This is a genomic window from Halogranum amylolyticum (genome assembly GCF_900110465.1).
Lineage (GTDB): Archaea > Halobacteriota > Halobacteria > Halobacteriales > Haloferacaceae > Halogranum > Halogranum amylolyticum.
Window position 1 is genome coordinate 114,104 of the sequence record NZ_FODV01000005.1, and the last position, 19,935, is coordinate 134,038.

29 protein-coding genes are annotated in these 19,935 nt (G+C 65.3%); 20 read left to right on the plus strand and 9 right to left on the minus strand.

Annotated elements, in window-relative coordinates; all coding sequences use genetic code 11:
* The first annotated feature begins 90 nt into the window (after positions 1–90).
* Positions 91–303 carry a hypothetical protein gene (locus tag BSG17_RS25980; protein ID WP_139246596.1) on the plus strand — a complete coding sequence of 71 codons (213 nt, stop codon included), beginning with the start codon at positions 91–93 and terminating at the stop codon, positions 301–303.
* Between the two features lie 4 nt (positions 304–307).
* Positions 308–1,513, plus strand: a complete 1,206-nt coding sequence (locus tag BSG17_RS11525) for an inorganic phosphate transporter (RefSeq protein ID WP_089824179.1) — start codon at positions 308–310, stop codon at positions 1,511–1,513.
* A gap of 3 nt (positions 1,514–1,516) precedes the next feature.
* Here BSG17_RS11525 and BSG17_RS11530 read toward each other — a convergent pair whose 3' ends face one another.
* Positions 1,517–1,945 carry a universal stress protein gene (locus BSG17_RS11530; protein ID WP_089824180.1) on the minus strand — a complete coding sequence of 143 codons (429 nt, stop codon included), beginning with the start codon at positions 1,943–1,945 and terminating at the stop codon, positions 1,517–1,519.
* Positions 1,946–2,143: 198 nt separating this feature from the next.
* Between BSG17_RS11530 and BSG17_RS11535 the strand changes: the two genes are divergently transcribed.
* From BSG17_RS11535 to BSG17_RS11545, 3 genes are all read left to right on the plus strand, one after another.
* A complete protein-coding gene (locus BSG17_RS11535) occupies positions 2,144–2,713 on the plus strand; it encodes a hypothetical protein (RefSeq protein WP_089824182.1) in 570 nt (189 codons plus the stop codon).
* Between the two features lie 85 nt (positions 2,714–2,798).
* Positions 2,799–3,974 carry an inorganic phosphate transporter gene (locus tag BSG17_RS11540; protein ID WP_089824184.1) on the plus strand — a complete coding sequence of 392 codons (1,176 nt, stop codon included), beginning with the start codon at positions 2,799–2,801 and terminating at the stop codon, positions 3,972–3,974.
* Between the two features lie 69 nt (positions 3,975–4,043).
* The gene (locus BSG17_RS11545; RefSeq protein ID WP_089824186.1) at positions 4,044–4,463 is read left to right on the plus strand and encodes a universal stress protein; all 420 of its coding nucleotides are present in this window, start codon (positions 4,044–4,046) and stop codon (positions 4,461–4,463) included.
* A gap of 179 nt (positions 4,464–4,642) precedes the next feature.
* Here BSG17_RS11545 and BSG17_RS11550 read toward each other — a convergent pair whose 3' ends face one another.
* A complete protein-coding gene (locus BSG17_RS11550) occupies positions 4,643–4,975 on the minus strand; it encodes an uS10/mL48 family ribosomal protein (RefSeq protein ID WP_089824188.1) in 333 nt (110 codons plus the stop codon).
* Between the two features lie 170 nt (positions 4,976–5,145).
* Here BSG17_RS11550 and BSG17_RS11555 point away from each other — a divergent pair, with 170 nt between their 5' ends.
* The 3 genes from BSG17_RS11555 to BSG17_RS11565 all read left to right on the plus strand — a co-directional run bounded on the left by BSG17_RS11555 (position 5,146) and on the right by BSG17_RS11565 (position 6,991).
* On the plus strand, positions 5,146–5,607 hold the full coding sequence (locus tag BSG17_RS11555; protein WP_089824189.1) for a bis(5'-nucleosyl)-tetraphosphatase: 462 nt from the start codon (positions 5,146–5,148) through the stop codon (positions 5,605–5,607).
* 78 nt (positions 5,608–5,685) lie between these two features.
* Positions 5,686–6,687, plus strand: a complete 1,002-nt coding sequence (locus BSG17_RS11560; protein WP_089824191.1) for a DUF5787 family protein — start codon at positions 5,686–5,688, stop codon at positions 6,685–6,687.
* Between the two features lie 43 nt (positions 6,688–6,730).
* Positions 6,731–6,991 (plus strand): hypothetical protein, encoded by a 261-nt coding sequence (locus BSG17_RS11565; RefSeq protein WP_089824192.1) that lies wholly within the window; start codon positions 6,731–6,733, stop codon positions 6,989–6,991.
* A gap of 4 nt (positions 6,992–6,995) precedes the next feature.
* Here the strand turns inward: BSG17_RS11565 and BSG17_RS11570 are convergent, their stop codons facing one another.
* Positions 6,996–7,499 carry a DUF5797 family protein gene (locus BSG17_RS11570; protein WP_089824194.1) on the minus strand — a complete coding sequence of 168 codons (504 nt, stop codon included), beginning with the start codon at positions 7,497–7,499 and terminating at the stop codon, positions 6,996–6,998.
* Between the two features lie 297 nt (positions 7,500–7,796).
* Between BSG17_RS11570 and BSG17_RS11575 the strand changes: the two genes are divergently transcribed.
* The 5 genes from BSG17_RS11575 (at position 7,797) to BSG17_RS11595 (ending at position 10,205) form a co-directional block, all read left to right on the plus strand.
* A complete protein-coding gene (locus BSG17_RS11575; RefSeq protein WP_089824703.1) occupies positions 7,797–8,573 on the plus strand; it encodes an enoyl-CoA hydratase/isomerase family protein in 777 nt (258 codons plus the stop codon).
* Between the two features lie 90 nt (positions 8,574–8,663).
* Positions 8,664–8,855 carry a hypothetical protein gene (locus BSG17_RS11580; protein WP_089824196.1) on the plus strand — a complete coding sequence of 64 codons (192 nt, stop codon included), beginning with the start codon at positions 8,664–8,666 and terminating at the stop codon, positions 8,853–8,855.
* 110 nt (positions 8,856–8,965) lie between these two features.
* Complete coding sequence (locus tag BSG17_RS11585; RefSeq protein ID WP_089824198.1) at positions 8,966–9,220, plus strand: DUF5789 family protein; 255 nt, start codon at positions 8,966–8,968, stop codon at positions 9,218–9,220.
* Positions 9,221–9,296: 76 nt separating this feature from the next.
* A complete protein-coding gene (locus BSG17_RS11590; RefSeq protein WP_089824200.1) occupies positions 9,297–9,617 on the plus strand; it encodes a transcription factor S in 321 nt (106 codons plus the stop codon).
* Positions 9,618–10,205, plus strand: coding sequence for a DUF6517 family protein (locus BSG17_RS11595; RefSeq protein WP_089824202.1), 588 nt, complete (start codon positions 9,618–9,620; stop codon positions 10,203–10,205).
* A 24-nt stretch (positions 10,206–10,229) separates the two neighbouring features.
* On the opposite strand, the gene dpsA is transcribed toward BSG17_RS11595, so the two are convergent.
* Positions 10,230–10,778 carry a DNA starvation/stationary phase protection protein DpsA gene (gene dpsA, locus BSG17_RS11600; protein ID WP_089824204.1) on the minus strand — a complete coding sequence of 183 codons (549 nt, stop codon included), beginning with the start codon at positions 10,776–10,778 and terminating at the stop codon, positions 10,230–10,232.
* A gap of 109 nt (positions 10,779–10,887) precedes the next feature.
* Here dpsA and BSG17_RS26995 point away from each other — a divergent pair, with 109 nt between their 5' ends.
* Together BSG17_RS26995 and BSG17_RS11610 are read left to right on the plus strand one after the other, a co-directional pair.
* Positions 10,888–11,139, plus strand: coding sequence for a hypothetical protein (locus tag BSG17_RS26995; RefSeq protein ID WP_089824206.1), 252 nt, complete (start codon positions 10,888–10,890; stop codon positions 11,137–11,139).
* 100 nt (positions 11,140–11,239) lie between these two features.
* On the plus strand, positions 11,240–11,815 hold the full coding sequence (locus tag BSG17_RS11610; RefSeq protein WP_089824208.1) for a Rieske (2Fe-2S) protein: 576 nt from the start codon (positions 11,240–11,242) through the stop codon (positions 11,813–11,815).
* Positions 11,816–11,859: 44 nt separating this feature from the next.
* Here the strand turns inward: BSG17_RS11610 and BSG17_RS11615 are convergent, their stop codons facing one another.
* The 4 genes from BSG17_RS11615 to BSG17_RS11630 form a co-directional block, all read right to left on the minus strand.
* Entirely contained in the window at positions 11,860–12,213 is a 354-nt protein-coding gene (locus BSG17_RS11615; protein WP_089824210.1) for a hypothetical protein, read from the minus strand.
* A complete protein-coding gene (locus BSG17_RS11620; RefSeq protein ID WP_089824212.1) occupies positions 12,210–12,464 on the minus strand; it encodes a hypothetical protein in 255 nt (84 codons plus the stop codon). Before BSG17_RS11620 ends, BSG17_RS11615 begins: the two co-directional genes overlap by 4 nt.
* A gap of 90 nt (positions 12,465–12,554) precedes the next feature.
* Positions 12,555–13,274 carry a tRNA (adenine-N1)-methyltransferase gene (locus BSG17_RS11625; protein WP_089824214.1) on the minus strand — a complete coding sequence of 240 codons (720 nt, stop codon included), beginning with the start codon at positions 13,272–13,274 and terminating at the stop codon, positions 12,555–12,557.
* The gene (locus BSG17_RS11630; protein WP_089824216.1) at positions 13,271–13,678 is read right to left on the minus strand and encodes a nascent polypeptide-associated complex protein; all 408 of its coding nucleotides are present in this window, start codon (positions 13,676–13,678) and stop codon (positions 13,271–13,273) included. The genes BSG17_RS11625 and BSG17_RS11630 overlap by 4 nt, the downstream gene beginning before the upstream one ends.
* A gap of 99 nt (positions 13,679–13,777) precedes the next feature.
* On the opposite strand from BSG17_RS11630, the gene BSG17_RS11635 reads away from it, so the two are divergent.
* The 5 genes from BSG17_RS11635 (at position 13,778) to BSG17_RS11655 (ending at position 18,925) form a co-directional block, all read left to right on the plus strand.
* Positions 13,778–15,022, plus strand: coding sequence for an outer membrane protein assembly factor BamB family protein (locus BSG17_RS11635; protein WP_089824218.1), 1,245 nt, complete (start codon positions 13,778–13,780; stop codon positions 15,020–15,022).
* Positions 15,019–15,858, plus strand: coding sequence for a hypothetical protein (locus BSG17_RS11640; RefSeq protein ID WP_089824220.1), 840 nt, complete (start codon positions 15,019–15,021; stop codon positions 15,856–15,858). Before BSG17_RS11635 ends, BSG17_RS11640 begins: the two co-directional genes overlap by 4 nt.
* Positions 15,859–15,893: 35 nt before the next feature.
* Entirely contained in the window at positions 15,894–16,670 is a 777-nt protein-coding gene (locus BSG17_RS11645; protein ID WP_089824221.1) for a creatininase family protein, read from the plus strand.
* Positions 16,671–16,916: 246 nt separating this feature from the next.
* Positions 16,917–17,726, plus strand: coding sequence for a DUF4397 domain-containing protein (locus tag BSG17_RS11650; protein WP_089824223.1), 810 nt, complete (start codon positions 16,917–16,919; stop codon positions 17,724–17,726).
* Positions 17,727–17,833: 107 nt separating this feature from the next.
* On the plus strand, positions 17,834–18,925 hold the full coding sequence (locus BSG17_RS11655; protein ID WP_089824225.1) for an aminopeptidase: 1,092 nt from the start codon (positions 17,834–17,836) through the stop codon (positions 18,923–18,925).
* Positions 18,926–18,994: 69 nt separating this feature from the next.
* Here BSG17_RS11655 and BSG17_RS11660 read toward each other — a convergent pair whose 3' ends face one another.
* Complete coding sequence (locus BSG17_RS11660) at positions 18,995–19,792, minus strand: cytochrome b family protein (protein WP_089824705.1); 798 nt, start codon at positions 19,790–19,792, stop codon at positions 18,995–18,997.
* Positions 19,793–19,935: the final 143 nt, after the last annotated feature.

Here is a 19,935-nt window from a genome sequence, read left to right on the forward strand (position 1 = left end):
GTCTCGACGGTCAGTGCCGGGCGGACGGTCGTCGTGACCTGACTTCGACTTCGACTAACTACTTTAGTCGACGGGTCCAAGGAGCAGGCTATGGCTGTACGGCGCATCCGTGGCGATATACATCAGTCGAACGATAGCTCGGGGGCCCGCGTCTCCACAGTCGGGATGTCCGCAGATGAAGTGACCGCCCACGAGTGCAACAGCGTCGGCTATCGACCGTTCGTCCGCACGACCGCACCAGCACGTCGTACGCCGAAGGCGACGTGGTCGGTGGGTCGAACCACGGGCGCGGAGGAACGGTAGGGCGATGGTCGGGGTGACGTTCTGGGCGCTGTTCCTGTTAGCCACGATCACCAGCCTCGGCACGGCGTGGGCACTCGGAGCGAACAGTAACTCACCACCGTTCGCACCCGCCATCGGTGCGAACGCGATCTCGACGATGCGAGCTGCGTTCCTCATCGGCATTCTCGCCGCGCTGGGCGCGCTCACGCAGGGCGGAAGTATCTCCGAGACGATCGGTGCGGGACTCATCAGCGGCGTCGCCATCACGTCGCTGGCAGCGACCGCAGGACTGCTAACCGCGACAGCGTTCATGGCCTTCGGCATCTACACCGGATACCCCGTTCCAGCCGCGTTTGCGACGACGGGCGCGATGGTCGGCGTCGGTCTGTCGCTGGGTGGTGCGCCCGCGTTCGACACTTACCGCCGCATCGCCGTCTTCTGGCTGCTGGTCCCGCCCGTATCCGGCGGGCTAGCGTACTCCACGGCCACCCTGTTGCGGCGCGACGACGTTCCCGAGACCGTGAGTATTCCCCTGTTGGCAGCAGTAGTCGGCGGTATCGTCGCGAACATCCGACTGAGCGTCATTCCCGCTCCCGCCGGTACGGAACAGGGTTCGATAGCCGGGTTCGTCTCGCGTGTCGTGGGAGTCCCGCCCGTCGCCGAGGTCGACGTCGTCGCCGTCGTCACGACGCTCCTCGCCGCGGCGGCGAGCTTTCGGGTCATCCGCCGGCGGACGCAGGCTTCTGTCGACCGTGGCGTCAAGACGTTCCTGCTCGTCCTCGGGAGCATCGTCGCGTTCACCAGCGGTGGAAGTCAGGTAGGGCTGGCAACCGGTCCGCTGGAGAACCTTTATCAGACCGAACTCGGACTGCCGGGAATCCTCCTGTTGGCAGTCGGCTCTGTGGGCATTCTCGGTGGTGCGTGGATGGGTTCCCCGCGGCTTCTTCAGGCGACGTCTCGTGAGTACGCACAGCTCGGCATCCGGCGCTCTATCGCTGCGCTCGTCCCGGGGTTCATCGTCGCGCAGATCGCCATCGTACTCGGCATCCCCATCTCGTTCAACAACATCATCATCTCCGGGGTCATCGGTGGCGGACTCGCCGGCGGATCCGCAGGCGTCTCTCGACGGAAGATAGGGACCACGCTGGTCTTCTGGCTCCTCACGCTCGTCGCGTCGGTCGTTCTGGGGTTCGGTCTCTATCGACTGTTCGCGTCGGTCCTCGTCGTGTAGTTCCTATCGGACGACGGTCACCGTCACCGGTGCCTCGCTGACGACGGTCGTGGCGACCGTCCCGAGAAGACGGCTGGCGAGTGTCTGTGGGCCGCCGTGACTCCCCATGACGACGTGGTCGACGTCGTGGTCGTCAACGTAGGCCAGAATCGTCTCGGCTGGAGTGCCCGTCTCGACCGTCGCCTCGATACTCCGGTCTTCGTCTGCGGCCCGTCGCTTCGCCCTCGCAATCAGCTCGTCGGCCCGTTCGTGGGCAGTCTCGCGCCGAGACGTGTCTGTGTCGATTACCCCACTCTCGCTCATCGAGCTATCGAGCGGCGTGACGACGTTCAACATGGTGATCCGGCAGTCGAACAGTTCGAGTGCACGAACCAGTGCCTCGTCCGCCAGCGGTGACCCATCCAACGGAACGAGCACGTGTGAGGCAGCCATACCTCTACTCGACGGGCGAGACACAAGTATGCCCGCAGTCGGGCGAGGTCGTCCGACGACGGTCAGTGTCTCCGTGACGACCATCGGATCGGCTTCTCTCTCGTCGCGAACGATTGAATTTAGTCCCGAAAAGGCACATTCTTCCGCAGTTTAGTTATTCTACGGGCGAAAATTAAGCAAATCACCGGGTGTGATGTGATGAATCCCAACCGCGTCGATTTCATCATCGACCTCTCGTACGGGGTGGTACTCTTCCTCTCGATCGTGCTCATCCTCACCGTCGGGACCAGTGTGGGAATCGCGTTCGGGCTGGGTGCCCTCGTCTCTTACATCATCCACGTCGTCTGGAAGATGGCACGCTTCGACCCGGAGTGGATGACCAAAGAGGTGACCGAGAATATCGAGGAGACTCTCACCGAGGAGGTGACCGAGAGCGTCGGAGAGCAAGTCAGCGAGGAAGTGAGGGAGAACGTCAGAGAGCAGGTTACCGAAGAAGTAACCGAGAGTGTCGAAGAGAGAGTTGCCGAAGAGGTGACAGAGAGCGTCGGAGAGAAGGTCACACAGGAAGTGACCGAGAACGTCGAGGAGACGCTCTCCGAGGAGATCGAATCGATAGTCGAACAGCTCAGAGCGGTCAACGAACGGATCGATAGACGACCACGAAAAGACGAGATCGAAGAGCAGGTCGGCGAGGAGGGAGGTCGTCCAGCGGACGAGAGACGCGACGAAACGGAGAGCAACGCGGAGTCGGGAGATGAGACCGGATGAGAGTGAGCCGCGGACTGCGATCGACGTGTTCGACGGGCAGTGACAGTGACGAGACGTACAACGGGAGAGGGGCACGCTCCTGACCATGGTCGAGATCCTCATCGGCATCGGTGTCGTGGTAGCGCTGTTCGTCGGGTTCAACATCGGCGGGTCGACTACGGGTCCAGCGTTCGGACCGGCAGTGGGCGCGGGTGTACTCTCGAAACTGGTCGCCGGGATGCTTATGTCGGTCTTCTTCCTGGTCGGTGCGTGGACCATCGGTCGGCGAGTGGTCAACACGCTCGGACGGGACCTCATGTACGACCCGGCTGTCTTCACTGTCGAGACGAGCATCGTCGTGCTCTTCTTCATCGGTGGAGCGCTGTTCGTCGGTAACTACGCTGGCGTCCCCGCGTCGACGTCGATGACTGCAGTCGGGTCGATCGCCGGTCTGGGGGTCGCGACGGGTGAACTCAACTGGGCCGTGATGGGCGAGATCGCGGTCTGGTGGGTCGTCGCACCTCTCGTCGGATTCTGGCTGTCGGTGATGATCGGCCGATACGTCTACCCGACTCTCAACCGCTGGATCGCGGTCACGACCAGTGAGGGTGCACTGCTCGAAGCCGACCGTTCGAGAGCCGTTCCGGTACCGACACTAGGGCCGAACACGACCAAGCGGGAACTCGTCGGCACCGGAATCCTCGTCGCCATCGGTTGTCTGATGGCCTTCTCGTCGGGAACCTCGAACATCGCCAACGCGATCGCACCGCTGTACGGCGCCGGAGTCGAGATGAATCCGTTGATTCTGCTCGGCTCTGCCGCCGTCACCGTCGGCGCGCTCACGATCGCTCGCCGCACGCTCGACACCCTCGGAAACGACCTCACCGACCTCCCGTTGACGGCAGCGATCGTCGTCGCTGTCGTCGCCTCCGGGATCGTGATCGGACTCTCGGCGGTCGGTATCCCCGCCTCGTTCGTGATTATCGCGACGATGTCTATCATCGGACTGGGCTGGGGGCGAGCGACCCGGACGGTGACCGTCTCCGAGGCGATCCGGGGCGAGGAGGAACCGGACGTCTCCGTCGGGGCGCTGGCAGCCGAGCATCCCGGTGAAGCGGCCCCCCAGATCGGCGAAGAGGAACCGGAGGACATTCCGGCCGCTGCCGACCTGTTCGACCCCTCGACGACCGGACGGGTGATCCTGATGCAGAACCTCGTCCCGGTCCTCTCGACGGGTGGTGCGTACGTCACCTTCTGGGTACTCTTTACGTTCTGGTGGTGATTCGGGTGTCGTCGTGTGTGACGAGATGACGTACCAAGAGCTTATTCTCGCATCCACTGTAGATACCGTATGATTTCGCGTGTTCTCGTCCCGATAGACGACTCTGAGATGGCAGAGCGTGCACTCAGATACGCGCTCGAGGCCCACCCGGACGCCGCGATAACCGTCATACACGTGGTGGGCGAACCGTCGACGATGCTGGGCGGAGCGACCAGCATCGCTCTGGCGGACGACATCGAAGCGGCGGCCGAAGAGCACGCGCGCGACGTGCTCGACCGTGCCGAAGCGGTAGCCGCCGAATACGACATCGAGGTCGACACCGCCGTCGAGATGGGTCACCCGGCGCGCGCAATCGTCGGTCGGGCCGGAGATTTCGATACGGTCGTCATCGGGAGCCACGGGGGGAGCCTCGCGGACCGACTGTTCATCGGAAACGTCGCGAGGACGGTCTTCCGTCGGTCGCCTGTTCCAGTGACGGTCGTCCGGTAGGACGCGGACACACCGGGGTGTCTCCGGCGACCACGACTCCCAGTCCGATTCGACGTCGCTCCCGCCGACCTCCTCACCGCCCAGATCACGCGAGTGTCGTCGCAGTCTCGGTCGGCGGTCGTGAATCCGGCGATAGCGCTCGTGCTGGCCCGGGCGATAGCGCTCGAAAGAACGGGAAGTCAGTTCTGCCGGTGGCCGAGCGGTTTCTTCTGTTCGACTTCGATCTCGACGTGGACGCTCGCGGGGAACTCCATGTGGCCCACCTCGCGGGCGATGTGGTCGGCGCCGTGGATCTCGAGCTTGCGGGCGTACACTGTGTAGTCCCACGAGGAGAACTCGTCGCCGACTCCGAGATCTCGGTACTGCGGGACGCGGATCCGCTCTGGCGGTTCAGAGTGCGGTCCTTTACACTCCGCGCCTTTGCGTTCGATCATGGCTTTCAGGTCGGACACCACGTCGTCGAGGACGGCGCGGTCACCGCTCTGAAAACTGAGTTTGGTTACGAAGGTCATAGGCTGGGTAACTACCATCAACTGCGGTCACGCAGCCACAAAAACGCATCTACACCGTCCGGGGTCGTGACACCAGCACATAGGTCCATGCGAGACAGTCTCTGGAATCACCCCGTGTCGTGGGTCGAGAGTCCGATATTCTCTTAACGTCCCGCGAATTACATCCGGCAATGACGGTACAAGCGGTCAGTGCTGGAGCCATCCTCTTCCGCGATACCCGCGGCCGACGGGAGTATCTGCTCCTGAAGAGCCGTCCCGGGGACTGGGAGTTCCCGAAAGGCGGGGTCGAGGGGGACGAGGAGCTTCAGCAGACGGCGATCAGAGAGGTCAAAGAGGAGGCAGGGATCGGCGATTTCCGCCTCATCGACGGCTTCCGCGAGGAGTACGACTACGTGTTCGAGGCGAACGGCAAGACGATCCACAAGACAGTCCACCTGTTCATCGCCCGCTCGTTCGAGGCCAGCGCAGAGCTCTCGAAGGAGCACCGCGACCTCCAGTGGCGCGACTACGAACAGGCGATCAACACCATCACGCAGGACGGACCGCGCGACATCCTGAAGAAGGCACACGAGTACCTCGACGACCTGATGGAGGAGGACGAAGAGGACGGGTCGAAGACGTACCTCGGCTGACCGGGCCATGTCGCGTTCGCCACCCCTCGCGGTCGCCGCGACGAGCGACGGCGCTCTCGATATCGGGAGGACCCGCCCGTGACCTACGGCGACGCGGAGTTCGGTTTCGAACTCCTCGCGTGTCGCTGGGCCGAGTTGGCGTGGCCGCCCGAGGAGCGACGCGACTCGGCCGTCGTCGTCTCCAGACAACTGGGCACACAGAAGCGACGCTGGGACACCGTCGTCGTGGAAGCCGACCCCGAAGCGCTCGCTGCCCGCCGACAGTTCGGGACCGACGCACTGGACTCGGACCTGCTGCACGTCGTTCGTAACGCCCCGACCGAGTGGGCGTGGTACCGCGACGCGCTCCCGCACCCGGGCTACCCGTGGCGCTACGTTCTCGCGGCGGTCCACCGGGCGGCGGCCCGCGGCGTCGTCGAAAAGCGCAAGAACGGCAACAAGGTCGAGATCCGGCGGGTCGCGCCCTACCCCGACTGGGTCGAGCGGATCGTCGCCGTCGAGCACAAACCGGACCTCGACGCCAGCGCCGCCCGTGCGCTCTCCGACCAACTGGCCCACGACGTCGAGACGGCGCTCGCCGACGAGGTGTGGGTGGCGACGACGGCGACGGAGGACAGCGTCGAACCCGCACTGCTGGAGTCGATGCCCGTCGAAGTGGGGATTCTCACACTCGACTTCGCCGAGGGGGTCCACGCCGACGTGGGCGACGTCGCGTGGTATCCGAGTTCACTGGACCCGACGACGGGTGGCGAGCGATTCGAGGCCGACGAGAAGGCCGAGAAGCGACTCGCCATCGCCGAACGCGCCTACGGGAAGGGCTGGCGGTCGTTCCACGACACGATGCGGCCGGACTGCCGCCACTTCGAACTGCGACGCGAGGGCCATGCGCTAGTGCCGTGGTGCGCGGCGAAAGAGCGCGGGCAGACGGCCGCGGAGTGTTCGGGGTCCTGTCCGGAGTTCTCGCCCGAACCGCCGCAGTGGCGGACGAAGGGGTGGCCCATCGAGGGCGGTCCCGGGAAGGGTATCAAGCAGTTGTTGGAACGGCGACGTAAGTGGGTTCGGGAGCGGGACGTCGAGTGAGTGGAACGTAAAGCGGTTAGTCCCCTGTCGAGAAGCCGCCCGCATGCCCTCGAACCCGTTCCGTAACGTTCTCCTCGGCGGCCGCGAGTCGGTCGGACGTCTCGTCGCGCTCACCGCCATCGGCGTGTTTCTCACGTTCTACAGTCAGATACTCGGAGAGTTCGGCGGTCTCGACGACGTCGTCGAGCCTGGCGTTTGGAGTGCGTATCTCTCGTTCGCACCACTGTTCGTCGTCGGCTACGCCTGTGGACGGGGACTTGCGGCGCTGGGTGTGGGTGGGATCCGGACGGGGCAGGTAGAGTGACAGCTCAGACGACTTCGACCTCGACCGCGTCGCGTTCGACGGCGAGTTTGAACGTCGGGACGGTTCGGTAGACGACCTCGACGACGCCCTTGCGGCGGAGGCTCTGGAGCGCGCTGCGGACCTCCTGTGCCTCGGGGTCGACGTCGAACCGCTCGCGGAGTTTGTTCAGGACGCTGACGACGCTCTCGGAGCGCTCGTCGGGGCCGGCGACGACCTGGAACACCTGCGACTCGAGTTCGGGGACGCGGATGACGCTCGGGACGCCGCCCTCCTCTTCGTCCTCGCTCTCGACGCCGGGGTCGATACCGAGCAGTTCCGCCGCCTCCGCGGTCGCCCGGATCAGGCTGTTGTCGTCGCGGTAGTAGTACTCTTTGAGGTGGTTCTCGAGGTACTGGTGGACCTCGCTGCCGCTCTCTAACTCCCACCGCTTCTGGAGCTCCTTGTTCTTCGTCGGCTGGAGGCGGACGATGTCGCCGAGCCGTTCTTCCTCCTCCTCGGTGAGTGCCATTGTCTGCGTGTCTGCGTCGAGGACATATTTACGTTCTGGAACGGTCAACCTGACCGACGGCGCTGCAACCGATGACTTCCCACCGACGACGCCCTCCCCGACCCACCGACTCGTGCGGCGGGTCCTCGAACACGTCGGCACCGACCCGCCGACATGACTCCGCTTCGAGACGTCGGACGAGTTGCACGCCGCTACCGACGCGCTCGGGAGATTCCGGTCGACGCTCGACTACGAGTTCCGTATCTAGTGACCGCCGCCTGCCCAACGGTTATGACGGTTCCCGACGACCGCTCGCACATGTCTTGGGACACCCTGACACTCGACGTCGACGACGACGGCGTCGCCACGCTAACCGTGAACCGCCCCGACAAACTGAACGCGCTCAACGTCGAGACGCTCGAGGCGATGGAGGAGGCGCTCGACGAGGCCGAGTCGCGGGGAGCGCGCGTCCTCGTCATCACCGGCGCGGGCGACGAGGGGTTCATCGCGGGGGCGGACATCAGCTACATGCAGGACCTCACGACGCCGGAGGCGCAGGCGTACGCCGAACTCGGCCACCGCGTCTGCGACAGAATCGAGTCGTTCCCGGCCCCGGTCATCGCCGCCGTCAACGGCTACGCCTTCGGCGGCGGCTGTGAGGTGGCGCTGGCCTGTGACCTCCGGGTCGCGAGCGAGCGCGCCGTCGTCGGCCAACCGGAGATCGACCTCGGTATCGTCCCCGGGTGGGGCGGCACGCAGCGACTCTCGCGACTCGTCGGCGACGAGCGCGCACGGCGACTCGTCTTCTTCGGCGAGCGTATCGACGCCAGCGACGCCTACGAGTACGGACTCGTCGGCGAGGTCGTCGCTCACGACCAACTCGACGACCACGTCGCCGAGATGGCAAGCGAACTCGCCGCCAAGCCGAAGTACGCGATGCAGACCGCGAAGGAGGCGCTGAATCTGGTCCACGAAGAACCGCAGGCTGCTGGCCTCGCCTACGAACGCCGGGCGTGGAGCGGTCTGTTCGGCACGCACGACCAGCGGGAGGGGACCGCCGCGTTCGTCGAGAACCGCGATCCCGAGTTCGAGTAGCCACGGGTTACCTCTCGCGACGCCGAGTTCGAGTCGAGAAAGTAGACTTACCATCTGAATAACAAAGACGAAACTGTCCGATGTGGAGCCATGAATCCCATCACGTTGCTCGCACGTCGGCTCGGGAGCGAGTCGGACGCAGCCTACGAATGTGAGCGATGTGGCACACGCCACCGGGTCCAGTATCACGTCTGTCCGGTCTGTGGGAGTTTCTCCGTCGAGACCGAGACCCGCGAACGGACGTGGGTGGACGAGAGGTCCGACGAACGGCAGACCGGATGAGAGAGATCCGTCAGATCGCCGGTCTCGGATCGTCTCAGCCGGTTTGACAGTCCGAACAGGCTGATGGTACCGGCGAAGCTAAGTGTTCGGGACCCGAATAAAAAATCGTTATGAATACGGTGAAGCTCAGCCGAGTCGAATCGCTCTTTGAGACCCTCCAGTACCCCGTTTCGCGCGAGGAGGCGGCCGCCGAGTTCTCGGACACGCGGGTGCAGCTCGCCGACGGCGAGGCCAACCTCGGCGAACTCGTCTCGGACGCACGGGCGGAGTCGTTCCACAACCCGGACGAACTGTACGCCGAGTTGAACAACACGCTCCCTATCGAGGCGGTGGGCGAACCCGGACAGTCAGAGGGTGACGCCTGAGCGGTCGTCCGGTCCGACGTCCGTGACACGACCGAATCCGGGGGTTTAAGTGCGAGAGGAGAGTGATTAGCCAAATATGGAATTCTGCGACGAGTGCGGTTCAATGATGAAAACGAACGGTGACAAGTGGGTCTGTGGGAGCTGTGGGTACGAGAAGCTTCGCGACAGCGCCAAGGAGGCACAGATGGTGACGACGCAGGGGCAAGAAGAGAGCGAGGTCGTCGACGTCAGCGACGCCGAGGACAAGGGGCTGCCAACGACGACGGTCCACTGTCCGGAGTGTGGCAACGACCGCGCGTACTGGTACATGCAGCAGATCCGCTCTGCCGACGAGTCGGAGACACGCTTCTTCGTCTGTACCGAGTGCGAACACAAGTGGCGTGAGGACGACCACTAGATGTCGTCGACGCCAGCCGTCCCTACCGAACTGTTAGACGGCTGGCGACTGGTCGACGAGCGGACCGAGACGCCGTTCGACGTCACGTTCGTCACGGTGACTGCACACACGACCGTCTACGAGGACCCCGACCTCGCGGCGGCGCTCCGCGAGCAGACGGGAGTCGACGGGCCGGGACGGTTCTTCCTGACGAGTCACGTCGTTCTCCGGCCGCAGCCACCCGAGTCGGAGGCGCTCCGACGGCTGGTGACCGATCGCGTCGCCCAAGACTTCGCCGGGCGACTGCGCGACCGCGGGTTCACGAGCGTCGAGCAGACGAGCCAGCGATCCTTCTCCGTCGACGGTGCCGACGCGCGACTCGCGGCCTACGAGGGAGCGTATCCGCTCGGCGACGGAGTCGAACTCCGCGTCCAAGGGTGGCTCGCGGTCTGGCAGGTCGACGGTGACTTCCTCCTGGCGGGCGGTGCGTATCCGACACACGTTCACGACCCCGCGGGCGAGACGACCGACGCCGTCCGAGAGCAGCTCTCCCCGCAACGGTTCCGCGACGAACTGTTCGAGCTGATCCGGGCCGTCGAACGCCCGTGAGCGGATCGACCTCTCCGTCCGGTCTCAGTGCGTCGCCTCTTCGAGCACGAGCGTATCGTCTTCGAGGTAGTGTTCGATTCGGTGGGCGAACTCTTCGAGTTCGACGAGGTGGAGACGGAGCATCTCGGCGGTGGCGTGGTCGCCGAGGCTCGTCGCCAGTTCGATATGTTCGCGGACGGTCTCGATGATGTCGCCGTACATCTCCATATCGTTCGACAGCGAGGTCCGGACGTCGTAGACGTCGTTGTCCTCGGGCGAGACTGGTGCCGCCTCCTGGAGGTCTTTCATCCCCGAGATCGGGACGCCGCCGAGCGCCTGCACGCGCTCTGCGAGTTCGTCGGCCGCCTCTTCTGCCTCTTCGGCGGCCTCCCCGAGGAACTCGTGGACCTCGAGGAACTCCGCACCCTCGACGTTCCAGTGGTGCTTCTTCAGCTGGTGGTACAGCACGTACGTCGCCGCCAGGTCCGTGTTCAGCGCGTCGACGAGCTGTTCGGCCTTCTCCTGATCGAGTCGGAGCGCCGGACTCGTTTCGACTGTTCCTGCCTGTTGTCTGACCTTTGCTTGTTTGCTCATCACACACATGGTACGGCGGCAACCGTCTTAGAACTGCGTGACTATCGATGGCATTGGAACGTTCGCCGCGGCCGACACACCTATCACTCACGAACGGTGACGAACTCCCATGACCGAGCGCGACGTGACCGTCGACCTCGAAGTCGAGGTCGAAGTCGACACCGAGGAACTGGAGATCGAGACGAGCGGCAAACAAGAGGTCGAGGCAGAACTGGACGCCGAGGGCGTGTCCATCGAGGTGGAAGCGGAGATCGCGGTCGAAGAGGAAGAAGAGGAAGAAGAGGAAGAAGAGGAAGAAGAGGAAGAAGAGGAAGAAGAGGAAGAAGAGGAAGAAGAGGAAGAAGAGGAAGAAGAGGACTGAGCGCCCGCTCGGAACCGGCCGTTCGAAGCGACGCGTCGTTCGAAACGACGCGTTCCGTGATGACGACAGCTATTTTAGGCCGGCCTAACAATTTTGCCTCATGCGCGACCCTGCTCGAGTGACACTCGAGACGGAGAACGACGAGCGGACCGTCCGCGTTCACGACGACGAAGGAGAACTCGACGTCGACGATGCCACGTTCCGGTTCGCAGTGCGAGGGAACGAGACGGCTTCAGAGACGAGCGGCGAAGACGGGGACGGTGTCGACGACACCGACAGTTTCGCCAGCGAGGAGACCACCGACCCCAAGAGCGATCCCCACTATCTCGCCGCGGTCGAAGACATCCCCACGAACGGAACGCTCCGATTCGAGGTGTACGACGGACAGTACGGCGTCGAGGGCATTCTCCAGCGGACCGACGGCGACGTTCTCGCGTGGGAGAACTCCTGTCCGCACGAACCGGAGGTTCGGTTGGACAAGGGGTTCGGCGCGCTCGTCAACGACGGACAACTCGTCTGCCACAAACACGGTGCTCGTTTCGACTGCGACGACGGCTTCTGTACTCGCGGGCCGTGCCGCGGATCGATGCTCGACGCGATCGAGGTGGAAGTCCGTGACGAAACAGTGTTCCTCGCAGACGAACGGTTCGAGGCTGGTCACTGTCTGGATAACTAGCTGTCTTGGATAACTAGCCGTCGTTCGTTTCGTGGACCGCACCTTCACCGCCCGAGTGCCGCCAAGACGACGCCCCCGAGGTCCACCCGAGCAGGGTCGACGCCGAGCACGCGGGAGACGAGGCCTGGTCGGATATCCGGACCGGCGCGAGCGATGCTGCCACCGCGGACTCTGACGTCGACAGTCACGTCACTTCGGACCAACCCTCGTTCGACGAGCTGTGACGGGACGTTGTCGGTCCCACGGAGCAACTCTAGAGCCGTTCGGAGGTCCGGTGCGTCGACGACGACGAGGTCACCGTACCCCGTGATGTGGACATCAGTGCCGGCGAGGCTGATCGTCAGATCGGCGGTGACGTCGAGCGCGCGTTCGGAACGCGAGCGCTCGTCGATACTCACGACTGGCCGCGCTTGCCTTTCTGGCTCTGGTCACGCGTTCGGATTCGGAGTGTTCCGTTCAGTCGCCAATGGGCGTGGTCGGCATCGTCACCCGCGTGGCTGGGGACGTCGACTTCCATCTCTTCGAACTCGTAGCTGATCTCGGCTTCTCTGCCCGTCAGTCGCTCGTACAGTCCCTCGGCGAGTTCGGGCCACGTTCGGGTCGCTCCAGACATCGATTCAGAGTCGGATGACGTGTCGTTGACGCTCATGGTCAAAGAAGAGTAGGTGAGCAGAGAACATAACTATTTGCCAACTACAGACAAATGAAAGAAAGTCTGTTGCTGACGATAGTCTGTATTCTACTCGTAGCGAGCGAACGTGAGGTAGGCCGTGTGACCGACGCCCGCCGTCGACGGGCGCGACCCTCGCTCGCCGAAGTCCATCTGTCGTTGGATCGTCTCGAACGTCTCGATGTCCGTCAGCTCCGCCTCGCGCGCCGCCTCCACCGAGGCGCGGGAGTTCTCGACGAACGGCGAGTAGACGGCGACGAAGCCGCCGGAGACCAAGAGGTCCGGCGCGCGTTCGACGACCTCCGGCGCGTTCTCCGTGTCGAGCGTGAGCAGATCGAACCCCGAGAGCTCCTCGAGGTGGTCGGTGACGTCGCCGGTGCGGACGTCGACGCGGTCAGCCACGCCGGCCAGTTCCATGTTCTCGCGGGCGACGTCGGCGAACTCGGCGTCGCGTTCGTAGGTGGTCACCTCGGCGCCGAGACGCCCGAGGTACGCCGAGAGGACGCCCGTCCCGGTGCCGGCGTCGAGGACGCGGTCACCCATCGCCGCCCCGGTGTGACCGACGACGAGACCCACGTCGCGAGGCATCATCGGCGCGCCGGTGCGCTCGAAGTGGTTGAACAGGTCCGGTCCGCGCGGTTCCCGGACGACGAACTCGTCGCCCAGATGTGACTCCAGCACCTGTCCGGGTTCGACGTCTTCGGGGATGTCGACGATGCCGAGGTCGGTGTGGAGCTCCCCACCCGGTGCACGGAGATACTCCCGGTCGCCGTGGACGAGGAGGATCACTCCAGTCGCGAGATGGCGGCCGCGAGGTCGCCGTTCTCGGCTTCGAGCGCTTCGCGCGCCTCGTCCTTACCGACGCCCGCGCGCTGGGCGACGATCTGGACGTCCGAGTCGGGGATCTCCGAATCTGCCTCGGATGCGCTCTCGTCCTGCTCGCCGGCCTCGACGGCGCTCGCGCCGCCGGCGTCGCCGCCCGCACCCCGGGGGCGCGACTCGGGTTCGCCGACGACCTGGTAGGTCTCCTGTCCCTGCGCGTCCATCCGGGTGACCTGCGCACCGGAGAACACGAGCTCTTCGTCTTCGGTTCGGATGATGACCTCCTCGGCTTCGAGCTCCGTCACGTCGATGCCCATCTGCTTCATCATCTGCTTCATCTTCCGCGGGTTCATACCGCCGCCTCCAAACATACCTGGAGAGTCGGGTGCCGGTACAAAAAGGGTGACGAACCCGCGGCTTTCGGCGCCGCCGACGTCAGCTATTTGTCCGGTTGCTCTGTAGCCGGGGATATGGTCCTCGATTCTCCCTCCCGTCGGTCGCTCCTCGGTGTCGGGTCGGCCGTCGTCGCCGGCGGTCTCTCCAGTTCGTTGCTCGCGACGACCGGCGACGCACAGTCGGCTACGTCCGAGTCGACGTTCACAGACTGGCCGCTCGAACGCTGCGACCCCGCCGGAACGGGCTACGACCCGGATGCGACGGGACCGGGACCGACCGTACGAGAGAAGTGGCGCGTCGAACTCGACGACTTCCGCGGCGGACGTGCCTCGCCGATCCTCGTCGACGACACGCTGTACGTCGTCGGCGGCGGCGTGGCCGCGCTGGGCCCGGAACGCGGCGACGTCCGCTTTCACCACGAAGGCCCCTACCGGTCGAGTCCCGCCGTCGCACCTGCCGAGGCGTACACCTCGGAGACGCTCGTTCTCGCCGGCGCTCGGGGGTACGTCGGTCTGAACGCGCGAGGCGGCAGAGAACTGTTCGGCCGACGGGTCGGCTTCGAGCGCTGGTGGCAGGGCGGCGACGAACCCGAGTTCTCCACGTTCGGCCCACCCACCGCCTCGCCGCCCGTCGCAGTCGACGGCGTCGTCTACGTCGCGGACGCCTCGGCGGACAGACTCGCCGCCGTCGACCCGAGCAACGGCCGGGAGCACTGGTCGACAGAGGTCGGGAGAGAGAGCTACGGCGGCCACCCCGGCCGTCCCGCCGTCCTCGACGGCACGCTCTACGTCAGCTACTGGCCCAACAGCGCCGCTGCGTACGACACGGAGACGGGCGAGCGTCTGTGGCGTAGCGAAGTGAAAGAGCAGAGCGTCCTCCCCCCGACTGCGACAGCCGAGGGAGTCCTCGTCCCCGACAGAACCGGCGTGACGGCGCTCGACCGCGAAGACGGGAGCGAACGGTGGCGGTACGACCACGGCGGCAACGTCACCGACGGGGCCGTCGCCGTCGCCGAGGGGACGGTCTTCGTCACCTCCAACACCGACGAGCGGTTCGTCCACGCGGTCGACCTGGAGACCGGCGAGGAGCGGTGGCGGACGCCGAACGTCGCCGGCGAGACGGTCCCGGTCGTCGCCGACGGCGTCGTCTACGTCTCTGCACGCGGCTACGACGAACTCGTGGCGGTCGACGCCGACACCGGCGACGTCCACTGGCGCTTCGAGGCGGAGTACGGCGTCGGCACACCCGCGGTGAGCGACGGCGTGCTGTTCCTCGCCGGCGGCTATCGGTCGGTCTACGCGCTGGAGGCGGGGCGATGAGCGCAGTCGACGACGGTGCGACCGACGTCGATGCCCAGACGCCGACCACGCCGCGCGACCGGCGACTCACCGCGACGGGACTCCTCGGCGACGCGGCCCGGCGGGCGGGGCGTTCGCCTGTGCTCCTCCTTCCCTTCCTCGTCGCCGGTCTCGTGCTGGCGGGCGTCGACTACCTCCGCGTCCGCGACCCGGTCCCCGTGCAGGTCACCCCCTACTCGCTCTCGGAGGGATTCACCGTCAGAGCGTCGCTGTACCCGACGGGGACGTCGCGGACGACGACGGCGCTCGACGCGCTGGTCGATCTGAAACTGCAGTATCTCGCGTGGGTCGTCGGCCTCGAACTGCTCTCCGTGCTCGCGGTGGTCGTCGCCGGCGGCGTCGTCGTCGCCCGGGTCACCGACGTCCCGCTGTCGGTCGGCAGCGTCGTCCGGTACGGCGCGTTCGTCGTCGCGCTCGCGGCGGTGCCGTCGGTGAACTTCTCCGGCGCGAGCGCCGTCGTCGGTCTGGTGCTCCTCGTCCCGGCGTACTACGTGAGCGTCCGCCTGTTCGCCCTCCCGGCGCTCCTGATCCGGGGCGACGGGTTCCGGACCGCCGCGCGGCGGAGTTGGACGCTCGTGGCGGGTATCGGCTGGTCGGTGTTCGGCCTCCTCGTGGCGCTCGGCGTCGTCTACTCGCTCTCGGCGCTCGTTCCCGTGGTGGGTCCCGCGCTGAGTACGACCGTCGCCGGGACGCTCCACGCCGTCGCGCTCGGACTGCTCGTCGACCGTGCACGAAGCGGTCTGAACGCCGCGGGAGCATCGAACGCGACGACGAACCCGGCGAACCCGTCGGACTGACCCACCTTCTTGTAGGTTCGTTCCGAGTTTCGACCATGTATCTCGCAGACCAGACGTGGCCGGATCTCGGTGACTACGTCGCATCGGAGTCCGTCGCCGTCGTCCCGCTGGGGTCGACCGAACAGCACGGACCGCATCTACCGCTCTCGACCGACCACGTCATCGCCGAGTCGCTGGCGCGGGAGGTCGCCGACCGTACCGGGTTCCTCTGTACGCCGACGGTCAACGTCGGCGTCAGTCCGCACCACCGCCAGTTTCACGGGACGATGTGGGTAGACGCGCCGCAGTTCCGCGACTACGTCGAGTCGCTCACCCGGAACCTGACGTACCACGGCGTCGACCGGGTCGTCTACGTCAACGCTCACGGCGGCAACGTCCAACATCTGCGCGAGGTCGGCCGCCGCCTCCGCGACGACCGCGAGGCGTACTGCGTCGAGTGGATGTGGGACGAGTCGATCCCGGAACTCGTCGAGGAGCTGTTCGAGACGCCCGGCCCACACGGCGGGCCGAAGGAGACGTCGATGCTGCTGCATCTTGACCGCGAACACGTCCGAGAGGACCGCATCGAGGACGCCGCGACGGGGGGTTGTCGGCGGTTTCCCGAGGACGCCGACACCATCCGCCACGGCGCGAGCACGTTCTACGACGCCATCGACAACACCGACAACGGCGTCCTCGGCGACCAGCGGGACGCGTCGGCCGAGAAGGGCGAACGGCTGTTCGAGGCGGCGACGGCCCAACTGGTGCAGCTACTGGAGTGGGTCGACGCCCAGCCGTTCGAGGATCTGATGCCGAAGCCACACGTCGAGTGATTCAGCAGAGCGCGGACGCGCGCGTCGCTGGCGAACCGCGTGTGCGTCCTCCGAACTTCGTCCCGACGGTCGAGTGAGCGTTCACTCGCTCCGAGCGGTCGACGAGAGAAAACCTCCGTCTCGAGACTGTTTATTTCTAAAGACTGTGTATTTACCCACACAGTTAGTCACGGTATTCAGAACTGTTTCGGGCCGAATTTGGGACAACCTTCAGATTCCAAGAGCGACTATACTCGAGTCGACGACATGAACTCACAAAGACGAAACGTACTCAAGGCTGCTGGCGGTCTCGTCCTCGTCGGAGGACTCGCCGGTTGTGCGGGTGGCGACGGTGGAGACGGAGCGACAGAGACCACGGCGGGCACCGAGACGGAGACGCCGATGGGCACCGAGACGGGGACGCCCGAGGGGACGGAGACGGAGACCGGGACGCCGGACGGTGAGACCGGGATGGTGCGAGTGGCACACGCCTCACCGGACGCGCCGAACGTCGACGTCTACGTCGACGGCGACGTCGTCCTCGAGGACGTCCCGTTCCGCACGGTGAGCGACTACCTCGACGTTCCGACCGGGACGCGGACGGTCACCATCACCGCCGCGGGCGACGAGGAGACGGTCGCCTTCGAGGGCGACGTCGAGGTCGGCGCAGGGGCGTACACCGTCGCCGCGATCGGCGAGTTGACGAGCGAGGATACGGAGTTCCAGCCGCTCGTCGTCGAGGACGACCTCAGCGACCCCGCCTCGGAGTCCGCACGGGTGACGCTGGTCCACGCCTCACCCGACGCACCCGCCGTCGACGTCACCGCCGGCGACGGCGAGACGGTCGTCTTCGACGGCGTCGCGTTCGGCGAGACGGGAACGGCGGAAGTCCCCGCCGGCGACTACACCCTCGAGATCCGCGGTGACACCGACTCGAACGACGGCGAGGTCGTCACGACGGTCGACGTGACGCTCGAGGGCGGCGCGGTCTACAGCGCGTTCGCACTCGGCTACCTCTCGCCGGACGACGAACCGGCCAGCGAGTCGTTCGGAGTGGAACTGGTCCAGAACAACTAGGTCGACCCGCCGACTTCGGCCCTCTCTTTTCGACGCATTCGTTGACAGCTCTCCGACAGAAACCGGCTTCTGAAAAGACTGAAACGTCGGGGTAGAGACCACCGAGTATGGATCCCCGAATCGAACGACACGCGGAGATTCTGGTCGACTACAGCATCGAAGCTGAGCGGGGCGACGAGGTCGTCGTCACCGCGCCGCCGGAGGCCGAGGACCTCGTCGTCGCCATCTCGGCGAAACTCGGTGAACGCGGTGCCAACGTGACGCGGAGTCTCGGATCTTCCCGCGCGATGCGGGCGTACCTGAACGCCATCGACGAGGACGACATCGCGGAGAACGCCGTCGACCGGGCGATGACCGAAGCGATGGACGCGGTAATCTCCATCCGTGCGAACCGCAACAGTCACGAGTTGAGCGACGTCGCCCCCGAGAAGATGAGCGCGATTCGACGCGAGAACAAAGAGACACACGAGATTCGGATGGAGAAGCGGTGGGTGTTGACTCAGTTCCCGACAGAGGCCGACGCACAGGCCGCGGAGATGTCGACGGACGCCTACGAGGGGTTCGTCTGGAACGCCATCAACCGCGACTGGCAGGAGCAGTACGACCACCAGGAGCAGTTCACCGAACTGCTCGACGAGGCGTCGGAGGTCCACATCGTGAGCGGCGACACGACGGACGTCCGGATGAGCGTCGAGGGGATGCGTGCGGCCAACGACCACGGAAAGCACAACGTGCCCGCCGGCGAGGTGTTCACCGCGCCGAACCCCGAGAGCGTCGAGGGCGAGGTGCTGTTCGACATGCCGCTCGTCACCGACGGCCGCGAAGTCGAGAACGTCCGACTCGTCTTCGAAGGCGGTGAAGTCGTCGAACACAGCGCCGACCGCAACGAGGACCTGCTGACGTCGATGCTCGACACCGACGAGGGTGCGCGTCGCCTCGGCGAACTCGGCGTCGGGATGAACCGCGGTATCGACCGGTTCACCAAGAACATGCTGTTCGACGAGAAGATGGGCGACACCGTCCACATGGCCATCGGTCGCGCCATCGACGAGAACGTCCCGGAGGGCAAGGAGGGCAACGACAGCGCCATCCACACCGACATGATCGTCGACATGAGCGAAGACTCGTTCATCGAACTCGACGGCGACGTCGTCCAGCGTGACGGACGGTTCGTCTTCGAGGACGGGTTCGAGCAGTAACCGGCGGTCTCTTCGCTCACGGTTTGCGAGGGAACGCGACCCACGACCTCTCGGACGCCGGACCGCGCGCTACTTCGGCGGTCGAAGCCGGTAGTATCGACGGTTGAGGTCGTACATATACCCCTCACGCATCGTCTTCAGCACTGCGTAGCTGATGAGGGCGGCCGGAACCGGGAGGATGAACGTCAGGTCGAACAGGAGACTCGGGTCCATCGGGACGAGGTTCTTCGCCGAGTACACGCTGAGTGTGAAGGCGAAGACGACGCCGCCGACTCCGACCGCCGACCAGAACGGCTGTTCGACCGGCCGCCGAGCGGACCCTTTGTTGAGGAAGGGGACGACGGCGATCGCGCCGACGACGACGAGATTCGCGAGGACGCCGTACGGACGGTCTCCCAGCAGTTTCTCGCCGCCGAGTGCGGCCAGTCCGGGGTTGAGCGGCCCGAGCTTCAGCAACCCAAACGACCAGTAGAGATACCAGTCCGGGAGGATGATCTTCGGGGTCACACTGCCGTTCGCGGGCTCACCGATGTGTGGCGGCATCGTCGCCGACAGGAAGAAGATCATGCCGACGAAGAACGCGGCGATCGAGAGGTTCCGGATGATCTCGTGAGGCCACGCCGGGAAGCCGAGGACGTCCCGTTCGACGTAATCAGACTCTGTTCGAAGGTCCTGGTCCTCGCGGCGAGACCGCTCGAAGTACTCGTACGTCAACCGGGGGAGACCGGCCTTTCGCGTCTTCCGTTCGCGCCACGTCGGCGTCTCGTCGTCGGGAGCGACGATACCCGTGCCGTCCGTTCGTATCTCGTCGCCCGGTTGCGAAGCTCCGTTCGACTTGTCGTCTGTCGTCTCAGTGTTGTCACTCATGATCTTTGGCGAGCGGTGGTCAGCGGTCGCCGTACGGACGCGAGCGCGGAGCAGCGGCTGTCGCCGGTCTCGGTCGGTCACACGCTCCGGCCAGTGGGGACTGCGTCCGTCGCAGGGCGACCGGACACGTGTCAGAACCAGCG

Excerpts from the sequence above, each read along its gene's own strand:
- BSG17_RS11655 (WP_089824225.1), top strand. The coding sequence starts at position 17,834 with ATGGATCCCCGAATCGAACGACACGCGGAGATTCTGGTCGACTACAGC.
- BSG17_RS11660 (WP_089824705.1), bottom strand. The coding sequence starts at position 19,792 with ATGAGTGACAACACTGAGACGACAGACGACAAGTCGAACGGAGCTTCG.
- BSG17_RS11580 (WP_089824196.1), top strand. The coding sequence starts at position 8,664 with ATGAATCCCATCACGTTGCTCGCACGTCGGCTCGGGAGCGAGTCGGAC.
- BSG17_RS11590 (WP_089824200.1), top strand. The coding sequence starts at position 9,297 with ATGGAATTCTGCGACGAGTGCGGTTCAATGATGAAAACGAACGGTGAC.
- BSG17_RS11570 (WP_089824194.1), bottom strand. The coding sequence starts at position 7,499 with ATGGCACTCACCGAGGAGGAGGAAGAACGGCTCGGCGACATCGTCCGC.
- BSG17_RS11525 (WP_089824179.1), top strand. The coding sequence starts at position 308 with ATGGTCGGGGTGACGTTCTGGGCGCTGTTCCTGTTAGCCACGATCACC.
- BSG17_RS11545 (WP_089824186.1), top strand. The coding sequence starts at position 4,044 with ATGATTTCGCGTGTTCTCGTCCCGATAGACGACTCTGAGATGGCAGAG.
- BSG17_RS11595 (WP_089824202.1), top strand. The coding sequence starts at position 9,618 with ATGTCGTCGACGCCAGCCGTCCCTACCGAACTGTTAGACGGCTGGCGA.
- BSG17_RS11620 (WP_089824212.1), bottom strand. The coding sequence starts at position 12,464 with ATGAGCGTCAACGACACGTCATCCGACTCTGAATCGATGTCTGGAGCG.
- BSG17_RS25980 (WP_139246596.1), top strand. The coding sequence starts at position 91 with ATGGCTGTACGGCGCATCCGTGGCGATATACATCAGTCGAACGATAGC.
- BSG17_RS11550 (WP_089824188.1), bottom strand. The coding sequence starts at position 4,975 with ATGACCTTCGTAACCAAACTCAGTTTTCAGAGCGGTGACCGCGCCGTC.
- BSG17_RS11635 (WP_089824218.1), top strand. The coding sequence starts at position 13,778 with ATGGTCCTCGATTCTCCCTCCCGTCGGTCGCTCCTCGGTGTCGGGTCG.
- BSG17_RS11540 (WP_089824184.1), top strand. The coding sequence starts at position 2,799 with ATGGTCGAGATCCTCATCGGCATCGGTGTCGTGGTAGCGCTGTTCGTC.
- BSG17_RS11530 (WP_089824180.1), bottom strand. The coding sequence starts at position 1,945 with ATGGCTGCCTCACACGTGCTCGTTCCGTTGGATGGGTCACCGCTGGCG.
- BSG17_RS26995 (WP_089824206.1), top strand. The coding sequence starts at position 10,888 with ATGACCGAGCGCGACGTGACCGTCGACCTCGAAGTCGAGGTCGAAGTC.
- BSG17_RS11585 (WP_089824198.1), top strand. The coding sequence starts at position 8,966 with ATGAATACGGTGAAGCTCAGCCGAGTCGAATCGCTCTTTGAGACCCTC.
- BSG17_RS11650 (WP_089824223.1), top strand. The coding sequence starts at position 16,917 with ATGAACTCACAAAGACGAAACGTACTCAAGGCTGCTGGCGGTCTCGTC.
- BSG17_RS11575 (WP_089824703.1), top strand. The coding sequence starts at position 7,797 with ATGTCTTGGGACACCCTGACACTCGACGTCGACGACGACGGCGTCGCC.
- BSG17_RS11610 (WP_089824208.1), top strand. The coding sequence starts at position 11,240 with ATGCGCGACCCTGCTCGAGTGACACTCGAGACGGAGAACGACGAGCGG.
- BSG17_RS11535 (WP_089824182.1), top strand. The coding sequence starts at position 2,144 with ATGAATCCCAACCGCGTCGATTTCATCATCGACCTCTCGTACGGGGTG.
- BSG17_RS11555 (WP_089824189.1), top strand. The coding sequence starts at position 5,146 with ATGACGGTACAAGCGGTCAGTGCTGGAGCCATCCTCTTCCGCGATACC.
- BSG17_RS11640 (WP_089824220.1), top strand. The coding sequence starts at position 15,019 with ATGAGCGCAGTCGACGACGGTGCGACCGACGTCGATGCCCAGACGCCG.
- dpsA (WP_089824204.1), bottom strand. The coding sequence starts at position 10,778 with ATGAGCAAACAAGCAAAGGTCAGACAACAGGCAGGAACAGTCGAAACG.
- BSG17_RS11630 (WP_089824216.1), bottom strand. The coding sequence starts at position 13,678 with ATGTTTGGAGGCGGCGGTATGAACCCGCGGAAGATGAAGCAGATGATG.
- BSG17_RS11645 (WP_089824221.1), top strand. The coding sequence starts at position 15,894 with ATGTATCTCGCAGACCAGACGTGGCCGGATCTCGGTGACTACGTCGCA.
- BSG17_RS11565 (WP_089824192.1), top strand. The coding sequence starts at position 6,731 with ATGCCCTCGAACCCGTTCCGTAACGTTCTCCTCGGCGGCCGCGAGTCG.